A 12,586-nucleotide genomic window follows, 5' to 3' on the forward strand; every position below is an offset into this window, starting at 1 on the left:
GCTTTTGAAGATGGCTCCGGAGCCGTACTGCCGAAGGCTAGTAGGTTTTACCGGGAACTCCCGTTATAGAGTAAGAGTGTGTTAGCACTCTGTGAGGCATGCGTCGTGAGGTGTATGCGAAGAAGGGTGGTACCGCGACAATCTCGCCCCTTATGTGGAGGCGAGTTTTTTATTTACAAAAAAAGAGGAGGATGGATATGAAAAAGACTTTTTACATTACGACACCTATCTATTATCCCAGTGATAAATTACATATTGGTCATTCATATACTACTGTTGCTGCAGATGCGATGGCAAGATTTAAAAGGCTTACCGGATACGATGTCAAGTTTTTGACTGGTACTGATGAACATGGGCAAAAAATTCAAAGAATAGCCAGAGAAAAAGGGATGTCTCCTAAAGAATATGTAGATGGGATAGTTGAATGGATAAAAGATTTATGGAAGATAATGGATATAAGTTATGACCAATTTATTCGCACAACTGATAAATATCATGAGGAAATAGTACAAAAAATATTCACGAAATTATATGAAAAAGGAGATATATACAAGAGCAAATATGAAGGATGGTACTGTACTCCTTGTGAATCTTTCTGGACTGAGAGCCAGCTTGTAGATGGGAAATGCCCAGACTGTGGTAGACAAGTAGAAAGGGTAAAAGAAGAAGGGTATTTCTTTAGATTGTCTAAATATGGGGATAGGCTGTTACAATATTACGATGAACATCCTGATTTTATACAGCCAGAGTCAAGACGCAATGAGATGATAAACTTTATAAAATCAGGTTTGGAGGATTTATTTGTTTCAAGGAGTTCGTTTGACTGGGGTATAAAGGTACCTTTTGACCCAAAACATGTGATTTATGTTTGGATAGATGCTTTGTCAAATTACATAACTGCCTTAGGATATTCTACAGACCATGACGACGATTTTAAAAAATACTGGCCAGCAGATGTTCATTTGGTTGGAAAAGAGATAATGAGGTTCCACACAATAATATGGCCAGCAATGCTTATGGCTCTTGACTTGCCTCTTCCTAAAAAAGTGTTTGGACACGGTTGGCTTATACTGGAAGGAGGCAAGATGTCAAAATCTAAAGGTAATGTAGTAGACCCTAAAGAGTTAGTTAGTAAATATGGTGTAGATGCTGTAAGATATTTTCTTTTGAGAGAAGTTCCTTTTGGGGCGGATGGAGTGTTTTCTAACGAAGCTTTAATAAATAGAATAAATTCAGACCTTGCTAATGACCTTGGAAACTTGCTGAGTAGGACTGTTACAATGATTGAAAAATACTTTGGAGGCATTCTGCCAAAACCTTCACAAAAAGAAGAGGTAGATGATGACCTTATAACTACTGCACAGAATCTGCCGAAAACCGTTGAGGAGTATATGGATAAACTTCAGTTTTCCAACGCTTTAATTGAAATATGGAAATTGGTAAGACGAGCGAATAAATATATCGATGAAACGATGCCTTGGGTTTTAGCTAAAGATGAAAGCAAAAAGGAAAGATTAGGTACAGTTTTATATAATTTGACGGAAGCTTTGAGGTTTATTGCAGTACTTATATCTCCTTTTATGCCCAATACTCCAAAAAAAATCTTCGAGCAGTTAGGAGTAGAAGAGAATTTAACTACTTGGGAAAGCTTAAAATTTGGCCTGTTAAAGGAAGGCACAAAGGTGAAAAGGGGAGAAATTATATTCCCAAGGATAGATGTAAAGAAGGAACTGGTTGCTATAGAAGAAAAAGCAAAGGAAGAGAAAAAGATAGATTACATCACTATTGAAGAGTTTGCAAAAATTCAGTTGAGAGTAGCTGAAATTTTAGAAGCAGAAAGAGTGGAAGGTTCTGACAAACTTATAAAGATGAAGCTTAAAGTGGGAGAAGAAATAAGACAAATTGTGGGAGGAATTGGTCGCCATTATGCTCCTAAAGAGCTTGTAGGAAAGAAAATAATTATTGTATATAATCTGGAGCCAAAGAAACTAAAGGGTATTGAATCTCAAGGAATGCTTTTGGCAGCATCTACCGAAGGAAAAATGTCTCTTCTTACGGTAGACAGGGATATAGAAAGTGGGGCAAAGATAAGCTAAGGAGTGATAAAATTGTTGGTGGATTCTCACGCTCATCTTGAAGATGAGAAATACGATAAAGATAGAGAAGAAGTTATTGAAGAATGCAAAAAAGATCTCACATTTTTAATAAATGTGGGGTCTAATATCTTAACTTCTAAACAGTCTATTAAGCTAGCTCACAACTATGACTTTATATACGCTTCTGTTGGAATTCATCCTCATGATGCACAAAAGGAATTTGACAAAGTGGAAGAAATAGAGAGGTTGGCTTTGCAGGAAAAGGTTGTAGCAATAGGAGAAATAGGTTTAGATTATTATTACAATGACCCTCCTAAAGAGTTTCAAAAAGAGGTCTTCATAAAGCAAATAAGGCTTGCAAAAAAGCTTAATCTTCCAATAATAATACACGATAGGGATGCTCATGGAGATATACTAGATATATTAAAACAAGAATGGACGAAAGATTTAAGAGGGGTTTTTCATAGTTATTCAGGAAGTGTTGAAATGGCTTTTCAAGCAATTGAAATGAACTTTTACATTTCTTTAGGGGGACCTGTGACATTTAAAAATGCAAAAAAGCCAAAAGAAGTAGTAAAAGCTGTTCCCATCGAAAAACTTTTAATTGAAACAGATAGCCCTTATCTTACTCCTGAGCCTTATAGAGGGAAAAGGAATACACCGGTGTATGTGAAATTTGTAGCAGAAAAAATTGCAGAATTAAGAGAGATGTCTTATGAGGAGGTTTGTAGGATTACTGCTGAAAATGCCATAAAACTTTTTGACATCCTTCCCAAATAAAAATATTAAAAAACAACTTCCTGTTTTTAGGGGAGGTATCAAAAGTCAAAAAAATGCGTATAATATCATTAAGTTTAATTTCACCATAAATGAAAAATTGTGTATAAAAGTTTGACAAATCAAATTAATTGGATTAAAATTACTTACGACTCCCCTAAATTAAATTTTTAACAGGAGGTTATGGGATGGATACAGACGATTTTAGAAAGCGACTTGGTGAAATATTTAAAAAACCAGTTGCTCTTCTAACATTGGCTGCCGTATTCCTATTGATTGTCGGAGTTGGAACATACGCAAGCTTAAAAAAGGAAATAACCCTTCAGGATGAAGATAAAAAAATAGTTGTTACAACATTTAAATCAACAGTTAAAGATTTGTTAGAAGAGAAAGGAATTAAACTAAAAAAAGAAGATGTAGTAACGCCTTCTTTAGACACTTCTTTAAAAAATGGCATGAAGGTGACTATCAAAAGAGCAGTTCCTATCACTATCTGTGTGGGTGGAAAAGCAAAAGATATTTACACTGCTGCATCTAATGTAAAAGAAGTACTTCAACAAAATAGTATAACTTTAGGACCACAAGACAAAGTAAATATGAGTTTAGATACGCCTGTTTTTAAGTACATGTACATCGATGTTACAAAAGTAACAGAAAAAATTGTTACTCAAGAAGTAGATATACCATATCAAACAGAGACAGTAAAGAATGACAATATGGAAAGAGGGCAAGTAAGAGTAGTTCAACAAGGAGAAGTTGGGAAAAAACAAATTGTGATGAAAGTTACTTATGAAAACGGCAAAGAGGTAGCAAAAAATATAATAGAAGAAAAGATAATAAAAAATCCAATTAACCAAATTGTGCATGTGGGAACATTAGGAATTTTTACTACTTCAAGAGGGGAGACTTTTAGGTATAGAGAAGTTAGAACTATGGTAGCTACAGCTTATGACAGTAGTGAAGGAAGCACTGGTAAAAAACCTGGTGATCCAGATTATGGAATAACAGCTACTGGTATAAAAGCTACAAGGGGAGTAATAGCTGTAGACCCCAGAGTTATACCTTTGGGAACGAAGTTGTACGTAGAAGGGTATGGCTTTGGAATTGCTGCAGATACAGGTGGAGCTATAAAAGGTAATAAAATTGATGTCTATTTTCCAACCCGTGAAGAAGTAATGAGATGGGGAAGAAGATACGTTAAAGTTTATATTTTAAAGTAGACAGGGTTTCCCTGTCTTATTTTTTGAGGTGGAGCTATGAAAGTAAAAGGGGTTAATGTAAAGAAAAAATGGGGACAAAATTTCATATTTGACAAAAATATTTTAGCAAAAATTGTGATTGCTTCGGGAGTTGCTCTTGAAGATTTTGTATTAGAAATTGGAACAGGATTAGGGACTTTGACAGAAGAACTAGCTAAAAGGGTTAAAAAGGTAGTTTCTTTTGAAATTGACAGAGAACTTTATGAAGCAACAAAAGAAAAACTTAACATTTATAACAATGTGATTATCATGAATGAGGATATAATGAAAGCAGATTTAAATAGAATAGCTAATGAATATTTTGAAGGGAAGCCTTTTAAAGTGGTTGCTAATCTTCCCTATTACATAACTTCTCCTATAATAATGATGCTTTTAGAGTGTAAATTTGTAAAAGAAATAACTGTGCTAGTGCAAAAAGAAGTTGCTGAAAGAATTTGTGCTCTGCCGGGTACTAAGGACTATGGGATACTTACAGTTTTTATAAATTTTAAAGCAAAGCCTAAGATACTTTTTAATCTTCCACCAAGTGTTTTTGTTCCTCCACCTAAGGTAGATTCTTCTCTGGTTAAATTAGAGATACTTGATAAACCTTTAGTTGAGGTAAAAGATGAAGCGTTATTTTCTAACGTGGTAAAAGCTGCTTTTGGACAAAGGAGAAAAGTCTTGTCCAATGCTTTAAAAACTTTAGGGCTTCCAAAAGAAATTATAGATAAAGCTTTTACTCTTTCAAATTTATCCCATCAAAGGAGAGGAGAAACTCTTAGCATAGAGGAGTTTACTGCTTTGGCAAATGTTATTTATGATTTGACAAAGCAGTAATAATAATCCCCCTCTTTTCATAATATATATTGCAAAGTTATATTTAAGATAAATGAGGGGGAAGAATAAATGCCAATAAATATATATAAAAGGTTTTATATTGTCTTTAATCAAGAAGACAAGGGATGTTCTATTGAAGGAAAAGAAGTGACAGGCTATTTAAAAGTGGAGTTTAGAGGAAGCAGAGGAAGAATAACAGCGGCTTTGCAAAATCTTAATCCCATGTATTCCTATAATGTGAAATTGCTAAAAGGCGAGGGAGAAGTTACTGTTGTGGATTTTGGAGCAATAAAAGTAGATGATAAAGGACGTGGTGGAGGAGAATGGACGTTCAATGTAGAGGATGTAAAAGATTCGGGAATTAGTTGGGAGGAATTTTCTGTAGCATTTATAGAAGCCTATGATGGAATAAAAACTTTAATACCTTTAGCATCTGTTATAAATAAAAAAACTACAAACTGGAAGGCTGCTTATAAAAAATATCTATCAAAGGCAAAAGAAGAAGAAGAAACACCAGCAGAGAAGAGTGATAAGAATGATAGAGAAATTAATCAAGAAGAAACTGAAACTGCGATACTCCAAGACTATGAAAGTGCGGAAAATGAAACTGAAAAAGATGCAACTTCACAAAATATTTTGGAAGATCAATCTGAAACTCCTGCATCTGAAGAAACTTCTGATGCATTGACAGATTCTTCTTATACACAACAACCTGAAACTTCTTTTAAGTTTGAGGAAGAAGTAGAGGAAGGATATATAAAATATTTAAGAGAGTATGTTAACAATATAGTGAGTTTTTTAGAAGAAGTAGAGCCCTTTGAAAAAAATTTTGAAGGTTATAGATGGTGGAAAGTTAAAACGGGTTATAGGGAGGGAGGTTTTGACCATTATCTTGTGGGATTTGTAAATAATGAAAAGGGTGAATTAAAATATATTGTATATGGAATGCCAGGATTTTTTACTCTTGCAGACCAGCCTTTTGGTGGTATGACAGGGTTTGTAGTTTGGAAGCCAGTTAAAGAAAATTTAAGAGGCGCGAGGGATGAGGGATATTGGATTTTGCATATTGATGCAAAGACAGGACAAATTGCTGTGCCTATAGAACCAACTCCACCGCCTTTGATATAAAAATAAAAGCGTAGTCTCTACGCTTTTATTTTTATACTATTATACTATGAATTCTTTTAAATCTTCTTCTAATTTTTTCAAGCTTTCTTCATCAGTTGTGTGAGGTATTACTGTAAGGACATTTTCTAAATTAAGGCTAAAAAGGCCCATTATTGATTTTGCGTCTATTACATAACGACCAGAAGTCACGTCTATGTCAAAAGGATATTTTGAAGTTTTTTCTACAAAATTTTTGACACTTTCAATTGTAGTTAATTTTACTTTTATTTCTTTCACGGATAATTCCCCCTTTTATGGATTTAACTTTATCGTATATGATTTGTGGACTTTTATCAATTAGCTTTTTTCACAAAAATTTTATGCTTATTTTAGTAATTGTTTTCAAAAGTAAAATCCCTCCAATGAGGGATTTTACTTAACATCTGAGGCTAAATCAATATCAACAGAAACATTTATATTTTTATCTGTTTTAACACTTATTTGTGTAATTTTACCATCATAAGTAAAACTTTTTATGTCATATGGATAAGTGATAGCTTGTGTCACAATTGCATCAGGAGAAGGATCTATATATTTTACTTCAACTTCTAATATGGCATCCTTTGATGTCTTTATTATTTGGGCCTTTTGTATAATTACGATATATCCGCCTGTTCGCGTCATACCGCGGGTTGCAATTATATAATATACTCCATTTTCGTCTATTAGTTTTACCGTAGGCTTGCTTTTAATAGATTCAACAATTGACATTATTTTTTGAGAAGGATTTGTAACCTTTTTTAATTCTATTTGAATCACTTCCTTTTCACTTTTATTATTTAGAATCTCAATTTTTGTTATGCTATTTTTAGAATTCAATGTTAATTTAACTAACTGGCCGGTTTGCAAACATTCTTTTCCAATATTTTCGCTTTCGAGATATACAGGTACATTTTTTAGTAAATTATATTTTTTTAACTTGTTATCAATTTCTACGGTTATAGTGTTGTTATTTACCATAAAAATAGTAGCAATAATTTTTTTATCATTAAAATTAAAAGAAAATTCTTTGTTAGACTGTAAGTTTTTTAAAGAAGATATTTTGGAACAGGCTGCGGTAAACAATAGTATAACAAAAAGAATTATTAATATATCAATTTTTTTGAATATAGCATTTTACCTCCTTTTCTTTTTAATTTTGATTTTCATTATACCCATCTTTTATTTCTTTATCAGCATTCTTAGAGTTACAATAAGGGGATTCTACTTTTGTTGTTGATTCTTTTTTAGAAGAATTTTCAGATTCATCTTCTTTTTGTTGGTTGAAATCGCTGAAATTATCAGAATTCTCACCTTTAATTTTTTCATTGTTGCTTTTGTTTTTTATTTCAGATGAGTTACTACTTTTATTTTTATTATCATAATTTTTTTCATCTTCTTTATTAGGAGGATTGAAATTTTTCATTTCTATTTCTTTTTCTTTTATTTTTTTAGTATAAGCTTGTTGTAATTCTTTAAAAGATTCTGAATTGTTTAATTTATCTTTCGGTATCTCTATTCCTTCTTCTTTGGCTTTTTGCCATATAATAAGTCTTCCAGGAGAGACTTTTTCTTTTTTAGCTTCCTCTCTTTGAGTTTCATTGGATTTTAAAGTTTCTATTTGAACATTAGTATTTATCTTTTTAATATTATTAATAGCTTTTTGTATTTGTTCATTTATAATTGGTGAATTTTTAATAGGAACAGTAGTAATTATTACTGCATCATCTTCTTTTAAAAACCCTAATTTTTGCGATTCTTCAACTGTTTGATTTATAAACGTTGTAATGTCAAGGCCTTTATAAGAGAGATTTTTTAAGATTTTTTTTCCATCTTCATTTATAGGATTGGCACTTATTATTTTTCCATTTTTGTCTATTAAAACTTCAATGCTTGGATTTATATCTATATACACATAAGCGTAAACTTCTGCTGATTTAAAATTGATAATAGTAAATATTAATGCGAGAAGAATAGAAGCAGCTATTAAAATTTTAGCAATAGGCTTAAAAGCTACAAAATTTTCGTTAAGTTCGATAGTTTCACCTATATCTACATTTTGCAAATTTTTCAAGCACTTAAATTCTCCTTTTTCAGTCATTACATAAGTTTTATTTTTTTCTTTTTGAACTACAACAGCCTTCATATTTTTGCCACCTCACTTTCTGGGCTTATGTATTGTTTTAGAAGAGGTAAGTCTTCAGAAATAATTATTACTAACGCTATTATGTATTTTCTATGTTTTTCTATAGTCTTGCGGCTTACTTTTAAAATACTTATTAAATCTTTTATAGGAAGATTCTTTCTGTTTTTTAAATATTCTAGTAATTTCTCGTTTTTACAAATTGTATAAGCAATTTTTGTAGCTATTTTTCTGGTGTCTGAGTGTTTGGGGGATTGCTTAACTAAATCATCTAAAGTTATATTGTAAAGACTTAGCAAGTTTACAAAAGAAATCATTTCTAATTTTCTATTTTCTGCCTCATAATCAGTGCCTTTTTCTACATATAGTTCTAAAGGAATAGTATTTTGCTGATTTTGCCGTAAAAAATCTATAAGTCGCCTTTTAATGAGCAAACTTGAAAAGCTTAAGAAGGGACCTTTTGTGTTATCAAAACTGTCTATAGCTTCGTTAAAAGCTATAAGGCCTATGCTTAATTCGTTGCTATTTCTTTCATCTATATATCTATTTGTAAATAAAGACAATTGTTTTATGACAAAGGGGGTATATTCTTGAATTAATTTTTCTCTTTCGGAGGGATCTTTTTTGGCTGCGTATACTCTGTCGTTTATATCCAACTTAACCACCCCACTATATTATTCGCATCGACAAAATTTTTTGCGGGTATTCTATTAATAATGATTATATATTATAATATAAATGTCAACAAAAAAATACCAACAGGAGGTATAGAATTGGTTACAAAAGAACAAGTGTTAAACGCTCTAAGAAAGGTATATGACCCAGAAATAGGAAGAAGTATAGTTGACCTCGATATGGTGAAAAATATTCATATAGAAGGGGATAAAGTTACAATTGACATAAACCTTACTGTGAAAGGTTGCCCTCTTCAAGATACTATTAAAAAAGATGCTATAAAGGAAGTATCCAAACTTGAAGGAGTTTCAGAAGTAATAGTAAATTTAGGTAGCATGACAGAAGAAGAACGACAAAATTTGGCAAGAAAGCTTAGCGGTGGCAGGAAACCTATATTTGAAAATACGAGAGTAATAGTAGTAGGTAGTGGAAAAGGTGGAGTAGGTAAATCAACTGTTGCAGTTAATTTAGCTGTAGCTCTTGCTAGATTAGGCTTTAAAGTAGGGCTTTTGGATGCGGATGTGTTGGGATTTAGTGTTCCAAGGCTTTTGGGTATTGTGGATGAAAGACCTTATGCATTGGATGAGCACACTATTTTGCCATTAGAAAGATTCGGGATAAAAGTGATTTCGATGGGTAATTTTGCTGACGAAGATACGCCTTTAATATGGAGAGGTCCACTTTTGTCAGGAGTGCTTGATCAGTTTTTCAATGATGTGTATTGGGGAGAATTAGATTATTTAGTATTGGATTTACCACCAGGGACAGGAGATATACCTCTTACAGTGATGCAAAAATTGCCTGAGTCAAAATTTGTGCTTGTGACAACTCCACAAGCTTCAGCATCTCACGTAGCTGGAAGAATTGGCTATATGGCTAAAAAAGTTAATTTAGAAATTATAGGTATTGTGGAAAACATGTCATATTTTGAATGCCCTAACTGTCACCAAAGGTATAATATTTTTGGTGAAGGGGAAACAGAAAAATTAGCGCAAGATTTAGGAACAGAAATACTTGTAAAGATTCCAATAACGGTTAAAGTCAGAGAATTAAGCGATGTAGGTATACCACCTGCTCTTGATGATGGACCTGAGGGATTACCGTACATTGAGCTGGCAGAAAAAGTTGTGGAGAAAGTAAGGCCTATCAAATAAAAAAGCCTCTTTGTGAGGCTTTTTTATTTTGCAAGTTCGTCTTCAGGAATTGTATCAGTTAAATTTTCAACATATTTTGAGAGGTTTTGTATAACTTCTTCATAAGGCAAACTTTTCTCAAGACGTATAAATTTTAGCCCTTTTTGTTTTGCCTTTCCATAAGAAAGACTGCAAAAAGCTTCAGGCACAGTTATTACTACATCGGTTTTTTTGTCAAGGAGAAAATCTACAATAGCACTTCTTCTTCCTTCTTTTAGAAAGTATCCCGGATTATCGTACTTTTCAGTATTTTCTTTTTGTGTATCAAAAATAATTATATATGGCCCGTCGGGAAGTTTTTCAATATAGCCTTCCGCTGTTATTGTAGCAGCTATTCTCATACAAATTTGCCTCCTTATTTTTTACGTATCTTCTATAATTAATTATACTCCTTCTGAATGGCAAAACAAAATTTTTAATATTGTACTCGATATATATTATATGATATAATACAGTATATCATAAACAAGGAGTGAGAGTTTTGCTCAAGGGAATAAAATGGCAGATTGTTTTGATAACTTTTGTAGTAGTTTTTGGATTTTTATTTGCCGGCTTTCAATTGTATCAAAATAAAATTTTGCCCGATAAGATTTCAAAAGATGTAAGTACAGTTAAATTTGTCAAAATGGTAACAATTTCAACTGATACCAATGGGTATATTATGAAAGTTAGATTAGGAGAAGTAGAAAATTTAATGGAAACTTATAAAGAAATAGAAAACAAAGTAAATAAATACCCTGTTAAAATAAATATTTTACTTATTGACAATTCTAATGAGAAGTTAAATAATGTTTATTATAACTCTCAGTTTTCAATTTACGAAGGTATACAAAAAGGCGATTATATGAAGATGTATGATACAATAAGAGAGATTTCAAGTAAAAATAGTGTAAGATCTTATGTATATATTGATAAGCAAAACATTTATTTAGATTTAAGAGATGGGTCTCATTATTTATATAAAATAATACCGCGTGAGATTTACAAGGGGGAAAGCTAGATGGTCAAAGAAATCTTATTAGGAGTAGTTATTGCTTTTGCGATATTTGCAGCTTTACTAGGTATAAATGTTACTCCTTTACTCTTTTTAGCAGGTGTTTTTTTGCTTCTTAATTATATTATAGAAAATAAAGGGTTAATACCAGGAAGCAAAAATATTATAAAGCCCGAGTCAGAAATATCCTTTGAGGACATCGGAGGACAAAAAACTGCTATTTCGGAGCTAAAAGAGGCACTAGATTTTGTAATAAATAAAGAGAAATTATCTAAAATGGGTATACGACCTATCAAGGGCATATTACTGACAGGACCTCCTGGAACTGGTAAAACTTTATTAGCTAAAGCAGCTGCAAAATATACAAATTCGAGTTTTATAGCGACTTCAGGTAGTGAATTTATAGAAATGTATGCAGGAGTAGGTGCACAAAGAGTTAGAAATCTTTTTGAAACAGCAAGAAATCTTGCTAGAAAAGAGAACAAAAATAGTGCAATAATATTCATAGACGAAATTGACATATTAGGTGCTAAAAGAGGTACTAATGAAAGTCATCACGAGTATGATCAAACCCTCAATCAACTGCTGGTGGAAATGGATGGGATTAAAAGTGATGGAGAAATAAATATTTTAGTAATTGCTGCAACAAACAGACCAGATTTATTAGATCCAGCTCTTTTGCGTCCTGGCAGGTTTGACAGACAAGTTGTAGTGGACTTGCCTGATAAAAGTGGAAGACTGCAAATTCTCAAAATTCACACTAAAAACAAGCCTTTAGGTGAAGATGTCAATCTTGAGGCTATAGCTGAAAATACCTTTGGATTTTCAGGAGCACATTTGGAGAGCCTTTGCAACGAAGCGGCAATTCTTGCGATGAGAGACAATTCCGATGTTATTTTGCAAAAGCATTTTGTAGAAGCGGTGGATAAGGTTATACTGGGAGAAAAAAGTGACAAAAAACCGGCAGAAGAAGAAATATTTAGAGTTTCTGTACACGAAGCAGGGCATGCTATAATAAGTGAAATAGTAAATCCAGGCTCTGTTGCAACAGTCACTATTGTTCCAAGAGGAAAAGCTCTTGGGTTTGTAAGACAGTTTGATAAAGAGGATACCCTTATTTATACTAAAGAACAATTAGAGAAGGACATAATGGTAGCTCTTGGGGGAACGGTAGCAGAACTTTTGGTTTTAGGTAATAGAAGTACAGGCTCTGTCAATGATTTTGAACAAGCAGTTCATATTGCAAAAAAAATGGTATATACTGGTTTGTCTGGTTTGGGTATAGTCAGTAGAGAAGATGTTCCTAAAGAGAAAGTCAATGAGGAAGTAAATAAAATCATTAAAGAGGAGGAAGAAAAAGTTCAAAAAATGTTGGAGGAAAAACTTGAACATTTAGAAGAAATCGCAAATATTTTAAGGAAAGAAGAGACTATATCAGGGGAGAAGTTAAGGGAGCTCATAAGTGCAGTGAAGCTCTGAGCCGA

13 protein-coding genes and 1 other annotated feature (1 of these 14 cut by a window edge) are annotated in these 12,586 nt (G+C 32.6%); of the genes, 8 read left to right on the forward strand and 5 right to left on the reverse strand.

Translation table 11 applies throughout. From position 1 onward, the window contains the following. Positions 1-154: a binding site (T-box leader), on the forward strand (it extends 78 nt beyond the left edge of the window). The 5 genes from metG to TETH514_RS00375 all read left to right on the forward strand — a co-directional run bounded on the left by metG (position 153) and on the right by TETH514_RS00375 (position 6,079). Continuing rightward, complete coding sequence (gene metG, locus TETH514_RS00355; RefSeq protein ID WP_083758910.1) at positions 153-2,096, forward strand: methionine--tRNA ligase; 1,944 nt, start codon at positions 153-155, stop codon at positions 2,094-2,096. (Overlaps the previous feature by 2 nt.) 12 nt (positions 2,097-2,108) lie before the next feature. Beyond that, a complete protein-coding gene (locus tag TETH514_RS00360; protein ID WP_003867342.1) occupies positions 2,109-2,876 on the forward strand; it encodes a TatD family hydrolase in 768 nt (255 codons plus the stop codon). Between the two features lie 185 nt (positions 2,877-3,061). After that, positions 3,062-4,093 carry a ubiquitin-like domain-containing protein gene (locus tag TETH514_RS00365; RefSeq protein WP_009051997.1) on the forward strand — a complete coding sequence of 344 codons (1,032 nt, stop codon included), beginning with the start codon at positions 3,062-3,064 and terminating at the stop codon, positions 4,091-4,093. 36 nt (positions 4,094-4,129) lie between these two features. Then, entirely contained in the window at positions 4,130-4,951 is an 822-nt protein-coding gene (rsmA, locus tag TETH514_RS00370) for a 16S rRNA (adenine(1518)-N(6)/adenine(1519)-N(6))-dimethyltransferase RsmA (protein ID WP_009051996.1), read from the forward strand. A 69-nt stretch (positions 4,952-5,020) separates the two neighbouring features. Beyond that, complete coding sequence (locus TETH514_RS00375) at positions 5,021-6,079, forward strand: hypothetical protein (protein WP_009051995.1); 1,059 nt, start codon at positions 5,021-5,023, stop codon at positions 6,077-6,079. Between the two features lie 39 nt (positions 6,080-6,118). On the opposite strand, the gene TETH514_RS00380 is transcribed toward TETH514_RS00375, so the two are convergent. The 4 genes from TETH514_RS00380 to sigI form a co-directional block, all read right to left on the reverse strand. Then, complete coding sequence (locus tag TETH514_RS00380; RefSeq protein ID WP_003867338.1) at positions 6,119-6,355, reverse strand: HPr family phosphocarrier protein; 237 nt, start codon at positions 6,353-6,355, stop codon at positions 6,119-6,121. A gap of 135 nt (positions 6,356-6,490) precedes the next feature. Next, entirely contained in the window at positions 6,491-7,078 is a 588-nt protein-coding gene (locus tag TETH514_RS00385) for a protease complex subunit PrcB family protein (RefSeq protein WP_009051994.1), read from the reverse strand. Between the two features lie 172 nt (positions 7,079-7,250). Next, positions 7,251-8,243 carry an anti-sigma factor domain-containing protein gene (locus TETH514_RS00390; protein ID WP_009051993.1) on the reverse strand — a complete coding sequence of 331 codons (993 nt, stop codon included), beginning with the start codon at positions 8,241-8,243 and terminating at the stop codon, positions 7,251-7,253. Further along, on the reverse strand, positions 8,240-8,896 hold the full coding sequence (gene sigI / locus TETH514_RS00395; RefSeq protein ID WP_009051992.1) for an RNA polymerase sigma factor SigI: 657 nt from the start codon (positions 8,894-8,896) through the stop codon (positions 8,240-8,242). Before sigI ends, TETH514_RS00390 begins: the two co-directional genes overlap by 4 nt. Before the next feature lie 60 nt (positions 8,897-8,956). Here sigI and TETH514_RS00400 point away from each other — a divergent pair, with 60 nt between their 5' ends. Continuing rightward, positions 8,957-10,069, forward strand: a complete 1,113-nt coding sequence (locus TETH514_RS00400) for an Mrp/NBP35 family ATP-binding protein (RefSeq protein WP_003867334.1) — start codon at positions 8,957-8,959, stop codon at positions 10,067-10,069. A gap of 23 nt (positions 10,070-10,092) precedes the next feature. Here TETH514_RS00400 and TETH514_RS00405 read toward each other — a convergent pair whose 3' ends face one another. Further along, complete coding sequence (locus TETH514_RS00405; RefSeq protein ID WP_003867333.1) at positions 10,093-10,449, reverse strand: hypothetical protein; 357 nt, start codon at positions 10,447-10,449, stop codon at positions 10,093-10,095. Between the two features lie 140 nt (positions 10,450-10,589). Here TETH514_RS00405 and TETH514_RS00410 point away from each other — a divergent pair, with 140 nt between their 5' ends. Then, positions 10,590-11,108: a hypothetical protein gene (locus tag TETH514_RS00410; protein WP_009051990.1), complete on the forward strand. Its 519-nt coding sequence runs from the start codon at positions 10,590-10,592 to the stop codon at positions 11,106-11,108. Further along, positions 11,109-12,581 carry an AAA family ATPase gene (locus TETH514_RS00415; protein ID WP_003867331.1) on the forward strand — a complete coding sequence of 491 codons (1,473 nt, stop codon included), beginning with the start codon at positions 11,109-11,111 and terminating at the stop codon, positions 12,579-12,581. The last annotated feature ends 5 nt before the right edge of the window (positions 12,582-12,586 follow it).

Origin of the sequence: Thermoanaerobacter sp. X514, from assembly GCF_000019065.1 — a bacterium.
In the GTDB taxonomy this organism is placed as follows: Bacteria; Bacillota; Thermoanaerobacteria; order Thermoanaerobacterales; family Thermoanaerobacteraceae; genus Thermoanaerobacter; species Thermoanaerobacter pseudethanolicus.

What these genes read in the sequence shown, in the direction of transcription:
- metG (WP_083758910.1), top strand. Translation starts at nt 153, where the DNA reads ATGTGGAGGCGAGTTTTTTATTTACAAAAAAAGAGGAGGATGGATATG.
- TETH514_RS00365 (WP_009051997.1), top strand. Translation starts at nt 3,062, where the DNA reads ATGGATACAGACGATTTTAGAAAGCGACTTGGTGAAATATTTAAAAAA.
- rsmA (WP_009051996.1), top strand. Translation starts at nt 4,130, where the DNA reads ATGAAAGTAAAAGGGGTTAATGTAAAGAAAAAATGGGGACAAAATTTC.
- TETH514_RS00375 (WP_009051995.1), top strand. Translation starts at nt 5,021, where the DNA reads ATGCCAATAAATATATATAAAAGGTTTTATATTGTCTTTAATCAAGAA.
- TETH514_RS00385 (WP_009051994.1), bottom strand. Translation starts at nt 7,078, where the DNA reads ATGGTAAATAACAACACTATAACCGTAGAAATTGATAACAAGTTAAAA.
- TETH514_RS00390 (WP_009051993.1), bottom strand. Translation starts at nt 8,243, where the DNA reads ATGAAGGCTGTTGTAGTTCAAAAAGAAAAAAATAAAACTTATGTAATG.
- TETH514_RS00400 (WP_003867334.1), top strand. Translation starts at nt 8,957, where the DNA reads ATGATTATATATTATAATATAAATGTCAACAAAAAAATACCAACAGGA.
- TETH514_RS00405 (WP_003867333.1), bottom strand. Translation starts at nt 10,449, where the DNA reads ATGAGAATAGCTGCTACAATAACAGCGGAAGGCTATATTGAAAAACTT.
- TETH514_RS00415 (WP_003867331.1), top strand. Translation starts at nt 11,109, where the DNA reads ATGGTCAAAGAAATCTTATTAGGAGTAGTTATTGCTTTTGCGATATTT.